General features: G+C 72.4%; 18 protein-coding genes and 1 tRNA gene. 6 read left to right on the plus strand and 13 right to left on the minus strand.

All coding sequences use genetic code 11. The features are described from left to right. Positions 1-124: 124 nt before the first annotated feature. Together D6B71_RS16105 and D6B71_RS16110 are read left to right on the plus strand one after the other, a co-directional pair. Positions 125-469, plus strand: a complete 345-nt coding sequence (locus tag D6B71_RS16105) for a hypothetical protein (protein ID WP_121256943.1) — start codon at positions 125-127, stop codon at positions 467-469. A 720-nt stretch (positions 470-1189) separates the two neighbouring features. After that, positions 1190-1771, plus strand: a complete 582-nt coding sequence (locus D6B71_RS16110) for a tyrosine-type recombinase/integrase (protein WP_126688296.1) — start codon at positions 1190-1192, stop codon at positions 1769-1771. 84 nt (positions 1772-1855) lie between these two features. Here the strand turns inward: D6B71_RS16110 and D6B71_RS16115 are convergent. Then, positions 1856-1931 (minus strand) — tRNA-Thr (locus tag D6B71_RS16115). A gap of 139 nt (positions 1932-2070) precedes the next feature. Then, positions 2071-2253: a hypothetical protein gene (locus D6B71_RS16120; RefSeq protein WP_121256947.1), complete on the minus strand. Its 183-nt coding sequence runs from the start codon at positions 2251-2253 to the stop codon at positions 2071-2073. Positions 2254-2358: 105 nt separating this feature from the next. On the opposite strand from D6B71_RS16120, the gene D6B71_RS16125 reads away from it, so the two are divergent. Continuing rightward, positions 2359-3285: a LysR family transcriptional regulator gene (locus D6B71_RS16125; RefSeq protein WP_121256949.1), complete on the plus strand. Its 927-nt coding sequence runs from the start codon at positions 2359-2361 to the stop codon at positions 3283-3285. A gap of 18 nt (positions 3286-3303) precedes the next feature. On the opposite strand, the gene D6B71_RS16130 is transcribed toward D6B71_RS16125, so the two are convergent. From D6B71_RS16130 to D6B71_RS16150, 5 genes are all read right to left on the minus strand, one after another. Further along, positions 3304-4869, minus strand: a complete 1566-nt coding sequence (locus tag D6B71_RS16130) for an alpha/beta hydrolase (protein WP_240641470.1) — start codon at positions 4867-4869, stop codon at positions 3304-3306. Then, a complete protein-coding gene (locus D6B71_RS16135) occupies positions 4866-6035 on the minus strand; it encodes a DNA polymerase III subunit delta' (protein ID WP_121256951.1) in 1170 nt (389 codons plus the stop codon). Before D6B71_RS16135 ends, D6B71_RS16130 begins: the two co-directional genes overlap by 4 nt. Continuing rightward, positions 6032-6700 carry a dTMP kinase gene (gene tmk, locus D6B71_RS16140; RefSeq protein ID WP_121256953.1) on the minus strand — a complete coding sequence of 223 codons (669 nt, stop codon included), beginning with the start codon at positions 6698-6700 and terminating at the stop codon, positions 6032-6034. Before tmk ends, D6B71_RS16135 begins: the two co-directional genes overlap by 4 nt. A 57-nt stretch (positions 6701-6757) precedes the next feature. Next, on the minus strand, positions 6758-9472 hold the full coding sequence (topA, locus tag D6B71_RS16145; RefSeq protein ID WP_121256955.1) for a type I DNA topoisomerase: 2715 nt from the start codon (positions 9470-9472) through the stop codon (positions 6758-6760). 148 nt (positions 9473-9620) lie between these two features. Next, positions 9621-11117 carry a DUF7059 domain-containing protein gene (locus D6B71_RS16150; protein WP_121256957.1) on the minus strand — a complete coding sequence of 499 codons (1497 nt, stop codon included), beginning with the start codon at positions 11115-11117 and terminating at the stop codon, positions 9621-9623. A 201-nt stretch (positions 11118-11318) separates the two neighbouring features. Between D6B71_RS16150 and D6B71_RS16155 the strand changes: the two genes are divergently transcribed. Beyond that, positions 11319-12788: an Ig-like domain repeat protein gene (locus D6B71_RS16155; RefSeq protein ID WP_121256959.1), complete on the plus strand. Its 1470-nt coding sequence runs from the start codon at positions 11319-11321 to the stop codon at positions 12786-12788. A 69-nt stretch (positions 12789-12857) separates the two neighbouring features. On the opposite strand, the gene D6B71_RS16160 is transcribed toward D6B71_RS16155, so the two are convergent. The 3 genes from D6B71_RS16160 to D6B71_RS16170 form a co-directional block, all read right to left on the minus strand. Beyond that, on the minus strand, positions 12858-15254 hold the full coding sequence (locus D6B71_RS16160) for a sodium-translocating pyrophosphatase (protein WP_121256961.1): 2397 nt from the start codon (positions 15252-15254) through the stop codon (positions 12858-12860). A 200-nt stretch (positions 15255-15454) separates the two neighbouring features. After that, a complete protein-coding gene (locus D6B71_RS16165; RefSeq protein ID WP_121256963.1) occupies positions 15455-15817 on the minus strand; it encodes an ankyrin repeat domain-containing protein in 363 nt (120 codons plus the stop codon). A gap of 19 nt (positions 15818-15836) precedes the next feature. After that, positions 15837-16175 (minus strand): anti-sigma factor antagonist, encoded by a 339-nt coding sequence (locus D6B71_RS16170; protein ID WP_121256965.1) that lies wholly within the window; start codon positions 16173-16175, stop codon positions 15837-15839. Positions 16176-16362: 187 nt separating this feature from the next. On the opposite strand from D6B71_RS16170, the gene D6B71_RS16175 reads away from it, so the two are divergent. Then, positions 16363-18729, plus strand: a complete 2367-nt coding sequence (locus D6B71_RS16175) for a DEAD/DEAH box helicase (protein WP_240641471.1) — start codon at positions 16363-16365, stop codon at positions 18727-18729. Further along, positions 18723-19010, plus strand: a complete 288-nt coding sequence (locus D6B71_RS16180) for a hypothetical protein (RefSeq protein ID WP_121256967.1) — start codon at positions 18723-18725, stop codon at positions 19008-19010. The genes D6B71_RS16175 and D6B71_RS16180 overlap by 7 nt, the downstream gene beginning before the upstream one ends. Before the next feature lie 18 nt (positions 19011-19028). Here D6B71_RS16180 and D6B71_RS16185 read toward each other — a convergent pair whose 3' ends face one another. From D6B71_RS16185 to D6B71_RS16195, 3 genes are read right to left on the minus strand one after another with little or no spacing between them, the layout of a single operon-like run. Then, positions 19029-19376, minus strand: coding sequence for an Rv3654c family TadE-like protein (locus tag D6B71_RS16185; protein ID WP_121256969.1), 348 nt, complete (start codon positions 19374-19376; stop codon positions 19029-19031). After that, entirely contained in the window at positions 19373-19744 is a 372-nt protein-coding gene (locus D6B71_RS16190; protein ID WP_240641473.1) for a TadE family type IV pilus minor pilin, read from the minus strand. The genes D6B71_RS16185 and D6B71_RS16190 overlap by 4 nt, the downstream gene beginning before the upstream one ends. A 27-nt stretch (positions 19745-19771) precedes the next feature. Beyond that, positions 19772-19993, minus strand: a complete 222-nt coding sequence (locus tag D6B71_RS16195; protein WP_240641474.1) for a DUF4244 domain-containing protein — start codon at positions 19991-19993, stop codon at positions 19772-19774.

A 19993-nucleotide genomic window follows, 5' to 3' on the forward strand; every position in this document is an offset into this window, starting at 1 on the left:
TTCTCTGGCATCTCGATCCTCATTGTCGATGCCTCTACGGTCCGGGGGGAACCTCAGAGGGTGTTGGGGCGCCGGTGCGGGGGCGGTGGTGCGTCATCTTGACGTCCCCGCACAGAGACCAGGCATGACAACCACCAACGCCATCGGTCAGAGGCAAGGTAGGGACGACATCCGAGCAGCCGGGCACCACGCGGTGCGCGGCGGCAGATGGCTGGCCACCTCGGCGTACGGCACGTCGTGCATCGGGTCGCCCATCAGCACCGTGAGGATCGCCTGCCTCACCTCCGGCCGGGTTCACGAGACTGTCGTGGAAGGCGAGATCGACGAGCACTGCCTCAGCCTGGTCGCACAGGCGATCGACGAGCACGGCGGCCGCGACGAGGTAATCGCGTTCTTCCTGGCGGCCCTGACCTCCGAATGCGCACATGCCGCGACCGACGTCCGGCGGACAATCGCGGATCCCGCGTGATGCGACCGCTGATCGCAGCCCCAACCACCTTGGCCATCTCAAGAGCAGGTCGACCTAGGACGGCCTGTTCCGAACCACCGAGGGGCCACTCGCCCCTCGGACGCAGGGACTCCGCCCCAGCGACTCTCGCTGCAGCCGCCGGCGTCCGCGAGTTCGCCGCCGACGTCGTTGTCGCTCTGACGCCCCCGCGAAGACGCTGCTGTGGCGAGGCGACCGGCTCGAGCATGGTCGTGTTGAGGAAGCGGTGCGCAACACACACCCACTTGCGACCTCTTGCGGTGGCGACGTGGTCTTGCACGACCCGTTCAAGCGCAAGCGACGCCCCAGACCACGGAACATCGGCGGTGCGGAGAAGCGTGGCGAAGGCTTGGGCGCTACGCGGATTCTCCGACCTGCGGTGCCAAGAGGTGGGGCCTATCTCGCCCCCGGTCGACCGGTCAGGCGCCATCCAGTCCACATCGCCCTCGCCTTCAGCCGTCAGCGGTGCCGGTGCGGCAAGTACCAGCACGCGCACACCAACTGGGTGACCGCAAACCGTCCCTCACGGCATTGACCAGGTCCACGCAGTGGGGCGTGCCATCGAAGACCACCGAAGGAGCATCCGTGTCCACCAGAGCCACTACGGCCGCCACGCTCACCGGCTACCGGCCCACCACGGTGGAGCAGAGGTGCGCCCCGACCGGCCGCGGCGGACGGCCGCGCTCTCGTGACGTCTACGAGATGAGCCTGCTCATCGCCGGGACCGGGCTGCGGATCGGCGAGGCGCTCGGCCTGCGGAACATCGACCTCAACCTTGCCGCAGAAATCCCCTATCTGAGCGTCGAGGGGACACTCGTCGAGCCGTACGAGGGGCACCCGACGCTCGAATGGTCCCCGATCCCGAAGACACCCAACTCGTATCGCAACCTGGCCCTCCACCCGGCGATCGTCGACATGCTCCTGGAGCGCCGGAAGCGGACCAAGTGGCGGCGACAGATGGACCCCGTCTTCGCATCCGAGCAGGCCGGGACTTGGCTGTGGCCCAACAACATCAGGACGCGACTCCGCGGCGACGTTGCGGAGACCGAGTGGGTGGGCGTCACGCCACACACGCTGCGACGCGGTCTGGCGACGGTCCTCTACTACGAAGTCGGCACGGACCTGGCGGCTTCGGCCCTCGGGCACGCCCAGGGCGGGGTCACTCACCGGCACTACATCGACCGGTCCAGACGGCCGGTCATCGATGTGCGTCCCTACGTCGGAGCGCTTCTCGGCCAGGGCCCGGAGACCCCGCCGGATGCACGATCCGCGTCGAAAACGTAGAGTAACCGTTGCTTTTCGGCGCGATCCGCGCGGAACGGAAACGGCCCCGGACTTGAGTTTCCCCAGGTCAGGGGCCGTTTCTGCTGGAGCCGCCTGTCGGAATCGAACCGACGACCTATTCATTACGAGTGAATCGCTCTACCGACTGAGCTAAGGCGGCGCGCTGCCCGGCTGGTCACTGACCGGTGCCGGGCAACCCGGGGAAGTATACGGACGCCGCCTCGGGGGGGCGAAACCGGCGCCGACCTTCACCGGCAGGGTGCGGCGATCGCGACAACGCCGCACCCGTGAGGGGTGGCTCAGGCGGCCAGCGTCACGTCGGTCTTCGGGGCGGGGGTCCAGCCGATCGGAGCGTGCTGCTCGGACCCGCACCAGCACTGGAAGGTGGCGACCGGGCCACCCTGTCCGCCGTCGACCCGCAGGAACTGGGTCGGGAAGATGAGCTGCCGCTTCTGGCAGGCGGTGCACTCGTGGACGAACACGGCGGGTCCTCTCGGGGATCGGGTCACAGGGCGTGACCTCCAGCATGACCGACTCCGGCACATAGGCCTAGCCTCACTTGCCAGCCCCTGCTCTAGGTTGTTCCTATGCTTTCGCTGCATCAGCTGCGCTGCTTCCTGGCCGCCTACGAACACGGGTCGCTCACCGCCGCCGCCGAGCAGCTCGGCTATGCCCAGCCCTCGGTCTCCGAGCAGATCCGCGCCCTGGAGAAGTCGCTCGGCGTCCAGCTGTTCCGGAGGGTCGGCCGGGGCGTGGTGCCGACCACCGTCGGCGACACCCTGCGCCCGTACGCCGAGAACGCACTGGCCGCCGTCGACGAGGCCAGGCGCGCGGTCGCCTCGGTGCGCTCCTTCGAGACCGGCACCATCCGGTTCGGCATGTTCGGCACCGCCCGGCTCTACGCCGGGGCCGATCTGGTCGCCGACGTGCTCGCGCGCTACCCCGGCGTGCGCGTGGAGCTGGTCGGCCAGAACTCCACCGACGTGCAGGAGGAGCTGCGGCGCGGGCGGATCGAGGCCGCGATGCTCGCGGTGCCGTCGGTCACCAGCGAAGGCATGAGCGTGACCCCGGTGGCCCGCGACGAGCTGGTCTACATCAGCGCCGACCCGGCCCGGCTGGAGACCCCGGTCACCGCACACCGGCTGTCGCTGGCCTCGCTGGTGATGTCGGAGACCACCTGGCGGGCCACCGACTCCACCCGGATGGTGCTGCGCCGGATGCTGCACGAGACCGGCCGCAACCCGCAGACCCGGATCGAGGTCGAGGACGTCGAGACCGCGGTCGAGCTGGTCGGCAAGGGGCTGGCCGACTCGGTCGTCCCCAAGGGCGCCGCCGAGCAGCTCCTCCCCCGCCTGGCCCCGCGGGCGGGGTGGGTCTCGCTGCGGCCGCGGCAGTACGACACGTTCGCGATCGTGCACCGCGCCGACGCGGCGCTCTCGCCCGCGGCCGCGCTGATGATCGAGCTGGCCACCCGGCGGATCCAGGACATCGCGGAGCCCGTCGCCCCCAGGTGAGAGGCACTCCGGCGCCGCTCAGCAGCTGAGCCCGTCCTCGGGCACGCCACCGTCGACGAGGTAGGACTCGACCGCATCGTCGACGCAGGCGTTGCCCATGTTGTAGCCGGTGTGGCCGTCGCCGTCGCGCCGCACCAGCACGCCCGACTCGAGCTGATCGGCCAGCGCCTCGGCCCAGGCCATCGGGGTCGCCGGGTCGCGGGTGGTGCCGATCACCAGGATCGGGTCGGTCCCCGGCGCATCGATCACCGGCGGCTCCTCGGCCGCCTCGACCTCGATGCCCTCGCACCCGGTGAGGCCCCAGGCGAAGACCCGCCCGAACGTGGGCGAGGCCCGCTCGAAGTCGGCGTACTGCGCCGGCACCTCGGCCGCCGGGATCGACCACGGGTCGTCGAGGCAGTTGATCGCGTAGATCGCCTCGGAGCTGTTGTCGAGGTAGCCCCCCGGCCCCCGCGAGCTGTAGAGGTCGGAGAGCTCAAGCAGCATCGAGCCGTCGCCGTCGAGGCCGCGCTGCAGAGCCTGGGAGAGCAGGAACCAGTAGTCACGGTTGTAGAGCGGCGCCACGATGCCGTAGAAGGCGTTGCCGACCGCGAGGTCGCGCTCGCCGCCCGTCTCGAGCGGCTCGTCGTCGACCGAGTCGAGGAACTCGCGGATCCTGCCCACGCCCTCGTCGACGGAGTCACCGAGGAAGCAGTCGTCGTCGCTCTCGACGCAGTCGCCGACATAGGCGCGCAGCGCGGTCTCGAACCCCTCGGCCTGGCCGAGGCTCAGCTCGCGCGCGGGCAGCGCCGGGTCGACCGCGCCGTCGAGCACCAGCCGGCCCACCCGGTCGGGGAACAGGTCGGCGTAGGTCGCGCCGAGCTTGGTGCCGTACGACGCGCCGAAGTAGGTCAGCGTGGACTCCCCCAGCACCGCGCGCAGCACGTCGAGGTCGCGGGCCGCCTCGACGGTCGAGACGTGGGCCGCCAGGTCGCCGGAGCGCTCGGCGCAGCCGCGGCCGAGCTCGACCGACCAGGCGACGAACTCCTGCTGCTCCTCGGCGGTGTCGGGGTCGGGGTCGCCGGCGAGGTAGTCGTCGAGCTGCTCGTCGGTGAGGCAGTCGACCGGCGCGCTGCTGCCGGTGCCGCGCGGGTCGAAGCCGACGACGTCGAAGCGGTCGAGCAGCGGCGCCCGGAACGCGAGAGCGGCCTGCGCGGCGTAGCTGGTGCCGGGAGCACCGGGTCCGCCGGGGTTGACCACGAGCGAGGCGATCCGGGCCTCGGGGTCGCGCGCGGGCACCATCAGCACCGCCAGGTCGATGGTCTCGCCGCCGGGGTCGGCGTAGTCGAGCGGCACCCGCACCTGGCTGCACCAGAACGCCTCGCACTCGCTCCACTCGAGGCTCTGGGAGTAGAACGGCTCGAGGCCGGGCTCGGGCGCCACCGTCGCGTCGGCCGCCGGGGTGGTGCGCACCGGCTGGTCGGGGCGGTCGGGCCCACCGCCGTCGTCGGCCAGCAGACCGGTGATCGCCACGGCACCGGCGGCCAGCACCATGGCCACCACGATGAGCACCACGACCGCGACCACGACCGGACGTCGCATCATCGCCGGCTCCCCTCGGGCACCTGCAGCGCCACCATCATCGACTCGAGCGCCAGCGCGACCGGCACGTTGAACTCCAGCATCTGCTCGCGCGCGGCGAAGATCGCGTCGATGCGGCGCAGGTTCAGCTCGGGGGTGGAGGTGCGGACCAGCAGGTCGACGTCGCCGCGGATCTCCTCGTTGACCAGCAGTCCGTGGGCGCCGGTCGCCACCGCGATCGCGTCGCGATAGACCGAGACGAGGTCCATCAGGGCGCGGTCGACCACGTCGAGGTGGCGCCGCTTGGCACGCGTCTTCTGGCCCTTCTCGAGGTCGCGCAACGCGGGTGCGTACTCCCGGGGGCGGCGACCGCGCTCGACGACTCCGTAGGCGCTGTCGAGGTCGACCTTCTCGCGCGCGTCGAGCTCGCCGGTGAGCTGGTCGGCCTCCTCCTTGGTGACGTCGTGCAGGTTGGCCGCGGCGGTCATGCACGCTCCGAGCGTGGTCAGCCGGGCCGGCAGCGAGACCACCTCGCGGCGCCGGTTGCGGGTCGCCTCGTCGCGGGCCAGAGCGCGGGCCCGGCCGATGTGGCCCTGGCTGGCGCGGGCGGCGTACGAGGCGAGCGCGTCGGGCACGTCGTCGATGCGGGAGAGGAACGCCGCCACGTCGGCCGGCGCCGGCGTGGCGAGCGTGACCAGTCGGCACCGCGAGCGGATCGTGGGCAGCACGTCCTCGACGGTGGGCGCGCAGAGCATCCAGACCGTGCGGTCGGTGGGCTCCTCGATGGCCTTGAGCAGCGCGTTGCAGGCTTGGTCGGTCAGCCGGTCGGCGTCCTCGACGACCAGCACCTGCCAGCGGCGGCCGACCGGGGCCAGCGCCGAGCGGCGGACCAGCTCGCGCACCTCGTCGACGCCGATGGAGAGCTTCTCGGTGCGGACCACCGTGACGTCGCCGTGCGAGCCGCCGAGCACGGTGCGGCAGTCGTGGCAGTCGCCGCAGCCCTGGTCGGGACACTGGAGCGCCGCCGCGAACGCGATCGCCGCGTTGGAGCGGCCGGACCCCGGCGGTCCGGTGAACAGCCAGGCATGGCTCATCCCCTGTCCGGACGCGGCGCCGCGCAGGGCTTCGACGGGGCGCTGCTGGCCGACCAGGGAGTCCCAGACCGTGGCCGGCCGCGGCAGCGTGGTCATCGCGCGGCTCCGTGGTCGACGTGGGCCGCCTGGCCGAGCAGCGGCCGCACGCGGTCGCGCACCGCCTCCGCGATCTCCTCGACCGGCGCCCGGGCGTCGAGCACCAGGTAGTGGCCGGGGTCGGCGGCCGCGAGCCGCAGGAACGCCTCGCGCACCCGGGTGTGGAACTCCAGCGACTCGCCCTCGATGCGGTCGCGCTCGGTGAACCGGGACAGGCCCGCCTCGGGCGCCAGGTCGAGGACCACGGTCAGGTGGGGCCGCAGGTCGCCGGTGGCCCACCGGGCCACCGACTCGAGCTCGCCGGCGTCGAGGTCACGGCCGGCCCCCTGGTAGGCGAGCGTGGAGTCGACGTAACGGTCGGTGACGACCACCTCGCCCCGGGCCAGCGCGGGCAGCACGACCGTGTCGACGTGCTCGGACTTGTCGGCGGCGTAGAGCAGCGCCTCGGTGCGGTGCGAGAGCTCGCCAGTGGCCGGGTCGAGGACGATCTGCCGCACCCGGCGTCCGACCTCGGTGTCACCCGGCTCGAAGGTCAGCAGCACCGGGTGGCCCTGCTCGACCAGCCAGTCGCGCAGCAGCCGGGACTGGGTGGACTTGCCGGCGCCCTCCCCGCCCTCGAAGCACACGAAGGCGCCGGAGGCGGCGTAGACGGGCGAGGAGTGCACGCGACGAACCTACGAGGTGGGTCCGACAGCGGCCAACGCCGGGCCTGCGCGCAGCCGTCAGGCCTTCTTCGCGGCGGCCTTCTTGGTGGTCTTCTTCGCGGCCGTCTTCTTCGTGGTGCTCTTCTTGGCGGCCTTCTTCGCGGGCGCCTTCTTCGCGCCCTTCTTGGCCGCCTTCTTCGCCGGGCCGCGCTCGCGCCGCTCGGCGAGCAGCTCGGCGGCCCGCTCGAGGGTGAGCGTCTCGACCGCGTCGTCCTTGCGGAGCGTGGCGTTGTACTCGCCGTCGGTGACGTACTCGCCGAAGCGGCCCGACTTCACCACGATCGGCTGCCCGGAGACCGGGTCGTTGCCGAGCTCCTTCAGCGGCGGCGCCGCGGCGGCCCGGCCGCGCTGCTTCGGCTGGGCGTAGATGCGCAGCGCCTCGTCGAGGGTGACCGTGAACAGCTGCTCCTCCGAGGTCAGCGACCGCGAGTCGGTGCCCTTCTTCAGGTAGGGCCCGTAACGGCCGTTCTGCGCGGTGATCTCGTCGCCGGTCTCGGGATCGGCGCCGACCACTCGAGGCAGCGAGAGCAGCTTGACGGCGTCGTCGAGCGAGACCGTGTCGAGCGACATCGACTTGAACAGCGAGCCGGTGCGCGGCTTCGCCGACTTCGGGGCGTCCTCGGGCAGCAGCTCGGTGACGTAGGGGCCGAACCGGCCGTTCTTCGCCACGATCTCGAGCCCGGTCTCGGGGTGCTTGCCGAGGTGGATCTCCTCGCCGGCCGGGTTCGCGAACAGCTCGGTCGCCTTCTCCAGCGTCAGCTCGTCGGGCGGCAGGTCGTCGGGCACGTTGGCGCGCTTGCCCGCGGGGGTGCCGTCGTCGCCGGGTCCCTCGAGGTAGGGGCCGTAGCGGCCGACCCGCAGCACCACGCCGGAGTCCTCGCCACCGACCGGGAACGTCGCCAGCTCGCGGGCGTCGATCTCGCCGAGCTCGTCGACCAGCCGCTTCAGGCCGACCACCTTGTCGGAGCCCCAGTAGAACTCCGCCAGCTCGGTCACGCGGTCGGCGCGGCCGGCGGCGATCTCGTCGAGGACGTCCTCGAGCACCGCGGTGAACTCGTAGGAGATCTGCCGCGAGAAGTGCTCCTCGAGCAACCGCACCACCGAGAACGCCAGCCACGCCGGCACCAGCGCGGTGCCCTTCTTGTAGACGTAGCCGCGGTTGAGGATCGTGCCGATGATCGAGGCGTAGGTCGACGGCCGCCCGATCTCGCGGTCCTCGAGCTCCTTGATCAGGGTCGCCTCGGTGTAGCGCGACGGCGGCTTGGTCTCGTGGCCGGACGCCGCGACCTTGGCCGCGGTGACCGGGTCGCCCTCGGCCAGCGCGGGCAGCCGGGTCTCGGCGTCGTCCTTGGCCGCGCCCTCGTCGGTGCCCTCGACGTAGGCCTTGAGGAAGCCGTGGAAGGTGATCACCCGGCCGGACGCGGAGAACACGACGTCCTCGCCGGTGCCGGCGGTGCCACCGAGGCGGATCGTCACCGACTGGCCGACCGCGTCCTTCATCTGGGAGGCGACCGTGCGCATCCAGATCAGCTCGTAGAGACGGAACTGCTCGCCGGTCAGCCCGGTCTGCGCGGGCGTGCGGAACGTCTCGCCGGCGGGGCGGATCGCCTCGTGCGCCTCCTGAGCGTTCTTCACCTTCGACGCGTAGGTGCGCGGCGCGTCGGGGAGGTACTCCGCGCCGTAGAGCTCGCGCACCTGCGCCCGCGCCGCGCCGACGGCGGCGTCGGACAGCGTGGTGGAGTCGGTCCGCATGTAGGTGATGAAGCCGTTCTCGTAGAGGCGCTGCGCGACCGACATGGTCACGCTGGCGCTCATGCCGAGCTTGCGGCTGGCCTCCTGCTGCAGCGTCGTCGTGCGGAACGGCGCGTAGGGCGAGCGGCGGTAGGGCTTGGACTCCACCGAGCGCACGTCGTACGTCGACTCCTGCAGCGCCGCGGCCAGCCCCTCGGCCCGCTGCCGGTCCAGGTGCACGACCTTGCCGTCGGCCGAGGCCTTCAGCAGGCCGTCGGGGCCGAAGTCGGAGCCGCGGGCGACCCGCGCGCCGTCGACGGAGTGCAGCTTCGCGGGGAACATCCGCTGGTCGTGCTTGGAGCCGGCGTCGAAGGTGCCCTCGAGGTCCCAGTAGGAGGCGACCCGGAACTTCATCCGCTCGCGCTCCCGGTCGACGACCAGGCGGGTCGCGACCGACTGCACCCGGCCGGCGGAGAGGCCGGACATGACCTTCTTCCACAGCACCGGGGAGACCTCGTAGCCGTAGAGGCGGTCCAGGATGCGGCGGGTCTCCTGCGCCTCGACGAGGTCCATCGCCAGCTCGCGCGGGTTCTCGGCGGCGGCCTGGATGGCGGGCTTGGTGATCTCGTGGAAGACCATCCGCTTGACCGGGATGTTCTTCGGCTTCAGCTCGTCGAGGAGATGCCAGGCGATCGCCTCGCCCTCGCGGTCCTCATCGGTGGCGAGGTAGAGCTCGTCGGCGTCCTTGAGCAGCGACTTCAGCTTCGAGATGTGCGCCTTCTTGTCGCGTGGCACGACGTAGTAGGGCTCGAACCCGTTGTCGACGTCGACGGCAAGCCGCCCCCACGGCTTGTCCTTGATCTTGGCCGGGGTGTCCGCGGCGCTCTGCGGGAGGTCGCGGATGTGGCCGATGGAGGACTCGACGACGTACCCCGAGCCGAGGTACCCGCCGATGGTGCGGGCCTTCGCCGGGGACTCGACGATCACCAACTTGTGTGCCACGAGGTGCTCTTCCTTGCTGGGACCACCGCGCACGGCTGTCGGCGGTGGTGGGCTGCTGGGGTGGGTGGGCCGCTGGGGCTCACGGCCGCTCACGGTAGCGCGTCGGCACAGCCGGCCAGCGCGCTCCCGCCTGTGAGGACGACCCGGCTCAACCGGCGGCGGCCGTGAGGAAGCCCTCGACGACCAGCTCCCGCACCACCGGGAGGTAGGTGTCGCGGGTGGCCGCCGGGTCCCGGCCGAGGAGCTGGGCCACGGCGTCGAGGATCTGCCCGACGGTCAGCTCACCGTCGCACGCGCCGACGAGCGCCGCCTCGACGGTGTCGACCTGGCGGGCCCGCCGCAGCCCGCGCTGCTGGCGCAGCACGATCACCTCGGGGTCCTCGGCCCCCACAGGGCCGACCGTCTCCTGGCGCACGTCGGGCCGGGCGCGCAGGCGCAGGTCGGCGTCGACGGCGAGGCCCACGGCGTCCCCCCACTCCCGCACGGCGGGCGCGACGGGCTGCTCGACCTCGTAGGGCCAGTCGAGGAAGGTGCAGGCGCCGCTGCCGGCAGCGGAGGCGGGCCGGCGGCGCAGGTTGATCCAGCCGAACCCGATGCCGGCCACCCGCTGCTCCTCCAGCCACGACAGCCAGGTGTCGTAGCGCACCAGGTAGTCCGACGCGCCGTGCTGGCCGGCGTCCTTGAGCCACAGCTCGACGTACGCCGCGGGGTCGAGCACCTCGCGCTGCACCACGAAGGCGTCGCAGTCGGCGGCGATCCAGCGGCCGAGCCGGTCCTCCCAGGGCTGCCCGTCGGCGATCACCCAGTTGGCCAGCACCTGGCACCAGCCGCCCTCGGTGAGGTGGTCGGGGGCGGCGCGGACGATGTCCTCGACGACCCGGTCGCCGGGCAGGCCCGAGTCGCGGTAGACCAGCCGCTCGCCGTCGCCGGGGGAGATCACGAACGGCGGATTGGTGACGAGCAGGTCGAACCGCTCCTCGCGCACCGGCTCGAAGAACGACCCGTCCCGAACCTCGACGCCGCGGCCGAGGTCGTTGAGCTGCAGGTTGAACCGGGTCATCCACAGCGCGCGGGGGTTCACGTCGGTGGCGACCACGCGGTCGCAGTGCCGGGCGAGGTGCAGCGCCTGCACCCCGCAACCGGTGCCGAGGTCGAGCGCGGTGGCGGCGCGGTCACGGATCGTGAGCTGCGCCAGTGACGTGGACGCCGGGCTGATGCCGAGCACGTGGTCGGCGCCCACCCGTTGCGGGCCGCCGTCCAGGCCGGGGGTCAGGTCGCTGAGCACCCACAGGTCGTCGTCCCCGTCGCCGTCCCCGACGGCGTACGGGCGCACGTCGAGGCGGGCGGCGACCTCGCCGACGCTCTGGTCGAGCAGCCCCTCCACGGCCATCCGGTCGACGAGCCCCGGCAGGGCGGCCTCGGCCGCGTCCAGGGAGACGGCGGTCTGCAGGAGGAACAGCCGGATCAGGGTCTCGACAGGCGACCCTCCGGTCGTGCGGCGCAAGGCGGGGGTGGTCTCGTTGCGGCCCAGCGCGTCGTGTGCGGAGCCACCCAGCACCTCGGCGACCTGGCGATAGGTGAAGCCGGCAGCGATCAACGCGGCGCGCAGGCGCGTCGGCAGCTCGACAGTGGGGGTGGGTGTCACGTTTCGAGCGTAGAGGCCGGCCGCAGCATCGCCGCGCGGGGCGCGCCACGGGCTGTCTGGACCAGTGACGGGCAGTACACCGAACCCGGACAAACCGGGACTTTCGGCCCTTACATTCCGCTGGGGAGGAGCCTGCGAGCGCACTGCGGAGCGCAGGAAGACCTCGGGCAGGCCCGAGGGAAGCCATGGGGAGGTCTATACATGCACATGGTCCAGCGCGCCCTGAGCGCGGTCGCGGTCGTGCCCAAGCTCAAGCCCGGCAAGCACCGCCTCACCGCGGCGTTCACCGGCGACACCGCGATCGCCGGGTCCACCTCGAAGCCGGTGACGCTCACGATCGTGAAGAGAGGAAGCGCCGCTGAGGCGGCACCCGATGGGGAGGGAAACATGAACCACCTGCACACCGCTCGACGACTGACCACCGGCCTGGCCGCCGGGGCCGTGCTCAGCACCGCCCTCGCGGCCGGCACCACCGGCGCCACGGCGGCCGAACCCGAGCGACCACCGGCTGCCGCGCCGGCCGCGGACGCGCTGTTCCTCGACCAATTGCAGCTGCTGGTCGCCCCCCTGCTCAGCGGTCTCGGCCAGGTGGGCCAGCTGCTCAGCGTCAGCCAACCGGAGTGGAGCCTGCCCGGGGTCAGCACCGACATCGAGTGGCTGTGCAACGGGTCGCCGATCGCCGGCACCGAGGGCATGTGGGAGTACGTGCCGACCGAGATGCAGCAGGGCTGCGCGGTAGCGGCCAGGGTCACCGGCACCCTGCTCGGTCTGCTGCCGCTGGAGTACATCACCAACGCGCTGCCGATCCCGTTCATCGGCCAGGAGGACCAGACCCCCCAGGCCACGGCCCAGCCCACCGTGACGGGCACCGCCAAGGTCGGCCAGCAGCTCACCGGCAGCGACCCGACGTGGGACGCCGACGGCGTCGAGAACGCCTACCAGTGGCTCCGCAACGGCGCCCCGATCACGGGCGCCACCACGAAGACCTACCTGCTCACCGTCGAGGACGCCGGCAAGCAGGTCGCGTTCAAGGTCACCGGCAAGAAGGGGTCGGCGACGGGCATCGCGACCAGCTCACCGGTCTCGGTCGAGCCGGGTGACGCCCCCACCGCGACCACCCCGGTGCGCACCACGGGCAAGGGCAGGGTCGGCAGCCTGCTCGAGGCCCTCGACCCCGCATGGTCGGGCAGCGGCACGATCACCACGTCGTTCCAGTGGCTGCGCGACGGCCTGGCGATCCCGGGTGCCACCGGACGCTCCTACCGGGTGGCGGCCCAGGACGTCGGCAGCGACCTGGCCGTGCGGGCGACGGGCACACGGACCGGCTACGCACCGGGCACCAGCACGAGCGCGCCGGTCACGGTGCAGCAGTCGCCCACGACCACCCGCGCCGTCCTCGCCCGCAAGGTCGTGGCCCGGGGGCAGCGGGCGGTGCTGAAGGTGATCGTGAGCCCGCGCGGCGGCGGCGCTGCCCCCACGGGCAAGGTGACTGTGCTCGAGGGCGGCAAGAAGCTCAAGGCGATGACGATGAAGGCATCGCACGAGGGCCGCGCCTCGGTGACCCTGCCGCGGTTGAAGCCGGGCAAGCACCGGCTCAAGGTGACCTACGCGGGGTCGACCACGCTGCGCGGCTCGAAGGCGAAGGCCGTGGTGCTCACCGTGCGCCGCTGACCCGGTCCCGAGAGAACAAGACGGCCCGCCCGGTTCGACCGGGCGGGCCGTCGTGCGCGTGCTGCTCGGTCAGGGCGTGTGCTGCGCGCCCCGCTCGTCGACCGGCCCGTCGCTCGGCGTGTGGAACGGCGTCGGGTCGGACGCCGGCGGCACGGGCGGCGGCGAGGCCGGGTCGCCCGGCTCGTCGTGGAGCACGTGCTCGCGCCGCTTGGAGATGATCACCGCGATCACGATGCCGGCGAACGCCAGCAGCGCGATCAGGATCGACACCGGCCGGTTGCTGTCCTCGCCGACGGTGAGGCTGACCACGGCTCCGACGATCAGCAGCGAGACCAGGTTCATCACCTTGAGCAGCGGGTTGATGGCCGGGCCGGCGGTGTCCTTGAACGGGTCGCCGACGGTGTCACCGATGACCGTGGCGGCGTGCGCCTCGGAGCCCTTGCCGCCGTGGTTGCCGTCCTCGACCAGCTTCTTGGCGTTGTCCCAGGCGCCACCGGAGTTGGCGAGGAAGACCGCCATCAGCGTGCCGGCGCCGATGGCACCGGCCAGGAAGCCGGCGAGCGGACCGACCCCGAGGCCGAAGCCGACCGCGATCGGGGAGAGGATCGCCAGGATGCCCGGCGTGGAGAGCTCGCGCAGAGAGTCGCGGGTGACGATGTCGACGACCTTGCCGTACTCCGGACGGCCGGTGCCGTCCATGATGCCGGGGATCTCCCGGAACTGCCGGCGGACCTCGTAGACGACGGCACCGGCGGCGCGGCCGACCGCGTTGATCGCCAGCCCCGAGAAGAGGAACACGACCGCGACGCCGATGAGCAGCCCGACCAGGACGTCGGGGCTGAACACGAAGAAGCTGATGGTCTCGTCGCGGCCGGGCCGCGCCTCGGTGATCTCGTCCAGCGCGGTGCCGATGTAGGAGCCGAACAGCGCGCTCGCGGCCAGCACCGCGGTGGCGATCGCAATGCCCTTGGTGACCGCCTTGGTGGTGTTGCCGACCGCGTCGAGCTCGGTGAGGATCTGCGCGCCCTCGGGGCTGATGTCGCCGGACATCTCGGCGATGCCCTGGGCGTTGTCGGAGACCGGGCCGAAGGTGTCCATCGCGACGATCACGCCGACGGTGGTCAGCAGTCCGCAGCCGGCCAGGGCCACGGCGAACAGGGCGATCGACAGCGAGCCGCCGCCGAGCAGGAACGCGCCGAAGACCGCCGCGCCGATCACCAGGGTGGTGTAGACCGCGGACTCGAAGCCGACCGAGAGACCGGAGAGGATCACGGTCGCGGCACCGGTGAGCGAGGTGCGCCCCACCCCCTTGACCGGCTCGTGCTCGGTGCCGGTGTAGTAGCCGGTGAGCGCCAGGATGGCCGCGGCCAGCACGATGCCGATGATCACCGCGACCGCGGCGATCAGCGCCGGGTTGCCGTCGGGGGCGGAGTAGCCGAACGCGCTGTCGAGAGCGCTCCGGCCGGCACCCTCGAGCTCGTCGAAGCTGGTCGGCAGGTAGACGAAGGAGAGGATCGTGGTGGCGACCGCCCCGACGCCGGCGGAGATGTAGAACGCTCGGTTGATGGTCTTCAGGCCGTTCTCGCCGGGCCGGGGCCGGGTGAGGTAGACACCGGCGACCGCCGTGAGCGCGCCGATGGCCGGGACGAGCAGCGGGAAGACCAGGCCGGCCTCGCCGAAGGCCTGGGAGCCGAGGATCAGCGCGGCGACCAGCGTCACGGCGTAGGACTCGAAGAGGTCGGCGGCCATGCCGGCACAGTCACCGACGTTGTCACCGACGTTGTCGGCGATGGTGGCGGCGTTGCGGGGGTCGTCCTCGGGGATGCCCTGCTCGACCTTGCCGACCAGGTCGGCACCGACGTCGGCAGCCTTGGTGAAGATGCCGCCGCCGACCCTCATGAACATCGCCAGCAGCGCCGCGCCGAAGCCGAAGCCCTCGAGCACGACGGGCGCGTCGCCCTGGAAGAACAGCACCACCATCGACGCGCCGAGCAGGCCCAGACCCACGGTCGCCATGCCCACGAACGCACCGGTGCGGAAGGCGACGTTCATCGCCGGGTCGCGACCGGTGGAGGTCGCCGCCGCGGCCACCCGCAGATTGGCACGGACCGCCAGCCACATGCCGAGGTAGCCGATGGAGGCCGAGAAGCCGGCACCCACCAGGAAGAACACCGAACGGAAGATGCGCAGCAGGGCGTCGTCGGCCGGGAGCGCCAGCAGCGCGAAGAACGCGATCGCGGCGAAGACTCCCAGCGTCCGGAACTGCCGGGTCAGGTAGGCGTTCGCCCCCTCCTGCACCGCATGCGCGATGTTCTTCATGTTCTCGGTGCCCTCATCGGCCGCGAGGACCTCTTGGCGGAACATCACTGCCATCGCGAGCGCGCCGAGGCTGATCAGCGCGACGACGAGGACGAGGACGATGTCACCACCCGAGAGATCCACGACCGCGGGATGGATCCCGGTCATGTACTGCCTCCTGCCGAATCGACATTGTGATTCCGGACACGTTCGGCCCGGATTCTACGCACGCTTCGGGGGCCGGACGCGTGCTCGTGGTACCACACGGCGCGGCGTCAGCAGAAGGGAACCGACCGGATCGGGACCCCGGACCCCGGAACCGGTGACCGGCCGGGACGAAAGCCCCTTGGCCCGGCCGGCCGGTGGCGCTAGGAGGCTCGGCGGATCCGGGCGAACCGGCCGCCTCGCCGACTCGTCGTCGTCGACGGGGTCGGGGTCGGGGCTCCCGCAGCGACCAGTCGCGCCACGACGGCGGCGGCTCCTGCCTGGTGTGCGGCCTGCACCGGGGTCAACGCCTCGAGCGGCGAGACCAGCAGCGGGTCGGCGCCGTGGTCCAGCAGCGCCTCGGCGGCACCGGCCTGCCCGGCCAGGAGGCAGGCGACCAGCGCCGTCGACTGGAACTCCGGGTGCACGTGGTCGGGATCGACGCCGTGCTCGAGGTGGTGCCGGACCAGCGGCACGTCACCGGCGCAGGCCGCCAGGAACATGTCCTTCCAGTCGCCGGCGGCCATCGTGAGCTCCTCGCCGGCGTCAGCTGTGGGCGAGCGCCGCCTCGGCGGAGTCGTGGATCACGAACACCTTCGCCAGGCCGGTGATGCGGAAGATCTTGAGCAGTCGGTCCTGGGTGCACACCAGGTGCAGCGAGCCGTCGTGGGCCCGCACCTTCTTCAGCCCACCGACCAGGACGCCCAGCCCGGTGGAGTCGAGGAACTCGACGTTCTCCATGTCGATGACGAGGTGGTAGACGCCGTCGGCCACCAGCTCGGTGATCTTGTCGCGCAACTTGGGCGCGGTGTAGACGTCGATCTCGCCGCCGACGGCAACGATGGTCGTCCCATCGACGTCGCGCGTCGCAAGAGTCAGGTCCACGTGGTCTCCCCAGAGCTGCGGTTGAGGCATCTGCCGGTGCCGGGCCCGGTTGGATCTCGACACTCGACCTGGAATATGTAATCACGCGAAGCGAAACCGCGCACAAGGACCCGTCAGCCGGTGTGGAGCACCGCTTGCAGGAGGCTGCAGAAAAGTCGCTGTCGGTCGCCCCTGCCAGACTGGACCGGTGAGTGAGGTGCTGATCCGGCCGGTGGCCGACCACGGCAGCGGTCTGGTCGACCGGCTGGCCGCGGTGCCGGGGCGCGAGGGCCGGCTCACCCACCTCGAGGTCCTCCCCGCTCGTGACGGTGCCTGCGCCGACTGGCCCCGGTGGGCTCGGCCCGACGTGGTCGCCGCGTTCGGCGCCCGAGGGGTGACCCGGCCCTGGCGACACCAGGCCGCGGCCGCCGATGCCGCTCACGCGGGGCAGCACGTCGTGCTCGCCACGGGCACCGCCTCGGGCAAGTCGCTGGCCTACCAGCTGCCCGCCCTCAGCGACGTGCTCGACGCCCGGGGGGCGCGCGGCCAGCGTGGCGGAGGCGTGCTCTACCTCGCTCCCACCAAGGCGCTCGCGCACGATCAGCTCGCGGCCGTCCGCGGGCTCGGCCTCGACGTCCGGGCGGCGACCCACGACGGTGACTCCAGCCGCGAGGAGCGTGACTGGACCCGCGACCACGCCGAATACGTCCTCACCAACCCCGACATGCTGCACCGCTCGCTGCTGCCGGCCCACGACCGGTGGTCGCGGTTCCTGGGGTCGTTGCGCTACGTCGTCGTCGACGAGTGCCACCACTACCGCGGAGTCTTCGGCGCCCATGTCTCCCACGTGCTCCGTCGTCTGCGCCGGGTCTGCGCCTCCTACGGCGCCGACCCGACCTTCGTGCTGGCCTCCGCCACCGTGGCCGACCCCGAGGTCGCCGCTGGCCGGCTCACCGGGCTCGACGTGCTCGCGGTCACCGGTGACTCCTCCCCTCGTGGGCGGGTGGCGCTCGCGCTGTGGGAGCCCCCGTTCACCGCACACACAGGCGAGAACGGTGCCCCGGTGCGCCGAGCCGCCTCCTCCGAGACCGCCGATCTGCTGGCCGATCTGGTGGCCGAGGGGGTGCGAACGCTCGCGTTCGTGCGCTCCAGGCGCGGGGCCGAGCAGGTCGCGCTCACCGCCGCCTCCCTCCTGGCAGAGGTCGACCCGTCCCTCCCCGGCCAGGTGGCCTCCTACCGGGGCGGCTACCTCCCCGAGGAGCGGCGGGCCATCGAGGCCGCGCTGCGCGGCGGGGAGCTCACCGGCCTCGCGGCCACGAACGCCCTCGAGCTCGGCATCGACATCAGCGGCCTCGACGCGGTGCTGATGGCCGGCTTCCCCGGCACCAGGGCCGCCCTGTGGCAGCAGCTGGGCCGGGCCGGACGCGGCGCCCAGGACGCCGTCGGCGTGCTGGTCGCCCGCGACGACCCGCTCGACACCTACCTGGTGCACCACCCCGAGGCGCTGCTCGGCCGCCCGGTGGAGGCCTCGGTCTTCGACCCCGGCAACCCCTACGTCCTGGGCCCGCATCTGTGCGCCGCCGCCCAGGAGGCACCGTTGACCCCTGCCGACCTGGAGCTGTTCGGCCCGACGGCAGCCGAGGTGGTCGAGCAGCTGGCCGGTGCCGGCCTGCTGCGGCGTCGTCCCCGTGGCTGGTTCTGGACCGATCGGCGACGAGCCGCCGACCTCACAGACATCCGCTCGGCGGGCGGCGCCCCGGTGCAGCTGGTCGAGGACGCCACCGGCCGGGTGATCGGCACCGTCGACGCCGCCCGCGCCCACGGCACCGCCCACCCCGGCGCCGTCTACGTGCACCGCGGCGAGAGCTGGCTGGTGCACTCGCTCGACCTCGAGCAGCACGTCGCCGTGATGGAGCGCAGCGATCCCGACTACTCCACCTCCGCGCGGGAGACGACCGAGATCACCATCGTCGCCGAGCGTGAGCACCGCGACTGGGGCGGGTGCCGGCTGGCGTTCGGCGACGTCGAGGTCTCCCACCAGGTGGTCTCGTTCCTCAAGCGTCGCCAACCGGGTGGCGAGGTGATCGGCGAGGAGCCCCTCGACCTGCCCGTCCGGTCCCTGCGCACCACGGCGGTCTGGTGGACCGTGCCCCAGCACGCCCTGGAGGAGGGCGGGCTCGCCCAGGCCGACCTGCCCGGAGCCGCCCACGCCGCCGAGCACTGCTCCATCGGACTGCTGCCACTGTTCGCCACCTGCGACCGGTGGGACATCGGAGGCGTCTCGACCGCGCTGCACCCCGACACGGGCCGGCTCACGGTCTTCGTGCACGACGGCCACCCCGGCGGCGCCGGCTTCGCCGAGCGCGGGTTCGCGGCCGCGGCCGCCTGGCTCACCGCCACCCGAGAGGCGATCGCGGCCTGCGGGTGCGACGAGGGCTGCCCCTCCTGCATCCAGTCCCCCAAATGCGGCAACCAGAACAACCCGCTCGACAAGGCCGCAGCGGTGCGCCTGCTCGACGTGCTGCTCGAGGGGGCTCCCCCCGCCGGGCCTCGCGATACTGTCCCCCCATGTTGATCATCGGCCTGGTCCTGGTCGTCGCCGGCGCGCTGCTGATCGTGGGCGCGGTCGGCACCGCCAGCGGCAGCGTCGAGTTCCTGGGCACCGACATCGCGGCGCTCACGACGTTCTTCCTCGGCGTGGCCGCCGGGCTGGCGGTGATGCTCGGTCTGGCGCTGGCGAAGTTCGGCGCCAAGCGCACCCTGGCCCAGCGGCGGGAGCGGGCCCGACTGGGCGAGCTCTCCCGCAAGCTCGACGAGGTGGAGCGCGACAACAGCGACCGGCAGACCGACTCCTGAACCGGCGCCGGAGTCGGCTCAGCCCGCCGGGCCGGCCCGCGCGAGCGCCCGAAGATCCGAGGACTGCCCCAGCCAGCGCGGACCGTCGACCTCCACCTCGACCGTGACCTCGCGCCCCGCCGGTGCGCACGAGACCAGGCTCGCCTCGTTGGCCCTCGCCACCGCGGCCCCCGCCGCGCAGGCGTCGCCACCCCGCCCGGCCGCGGCTGCCGCGGCGAGTGCCGCCAGGTCGGCCGCCGACTGAGCGGAGCGGTGCGCCACGAACAGCGCAGCCACCACCGACAGCGCAGCGCCCAGCAGCAACAGCAGCGCGAGGCAGGACACGGCGAACAGGGTCGCCGACCCCCGCTCGCCGGCCCTGCTCACGTCTGGTCCTCGTCGGCGGCGACCGCCTCGGCATCGACCTCGACTCCCGGCAGGAAGTCGAACAGGCCACCCGGGCCGGCCACGGTGGCGGTGACCACGGCACGGACCTCGCCGTCACCGCGGGTCAGCGCGATCCGCCCGCCCGGGGGCGCCACCTCGCGCCCCCGGGCGACCGCGGCCGCATCGGTGTCTCCTCGAGCCGCCGCCCGGGCGGTCTCGCGCGCCGCGTCGACGACCCGCACCTGCGCGGCGCCGACCGCGAGCAGCCAGACCAGGCCGACCGTGACGGCGACCAGCAGCGGCAGCACCATGGCCAGCTCGGCGGTCGCGGCCCCCCTCTGGTCGGGTCTGCGGGCGGGTCGACCCACCCGCTCAGGCTCGGAGGACACCGACGCTCACCCGATGCCGAGCAGCCCGAGCACGTGGTCGAACAGGGTCTTGAGCAACTGGTCTCCGAAGCCACCGGTCAGCAGCTTGTAGAGCAGGCCCGCCAGGCCGGCGCCGGCCGCGGTGCCGACGGCGTACTCGGCGGTGGTGATGCCGTCCTGACGCTCGCGCAGGGCGGCGCGGCGTGCGGGGCGGGAGGCCGGTGCGGGCAGGGTGCGAAGTGAGGTCAC

The sequence above is a fragment of the Nocardioides ferulae genome, from assembly GCF_003660455.1.
In the GTDB taxonomy this organism is placed as follows: Bacteria; Actinomycetota; Actinomycetes; order Propionibacteriales; family Nocardioidaceae; genus Nocardioides; species Nocardioides ferulae.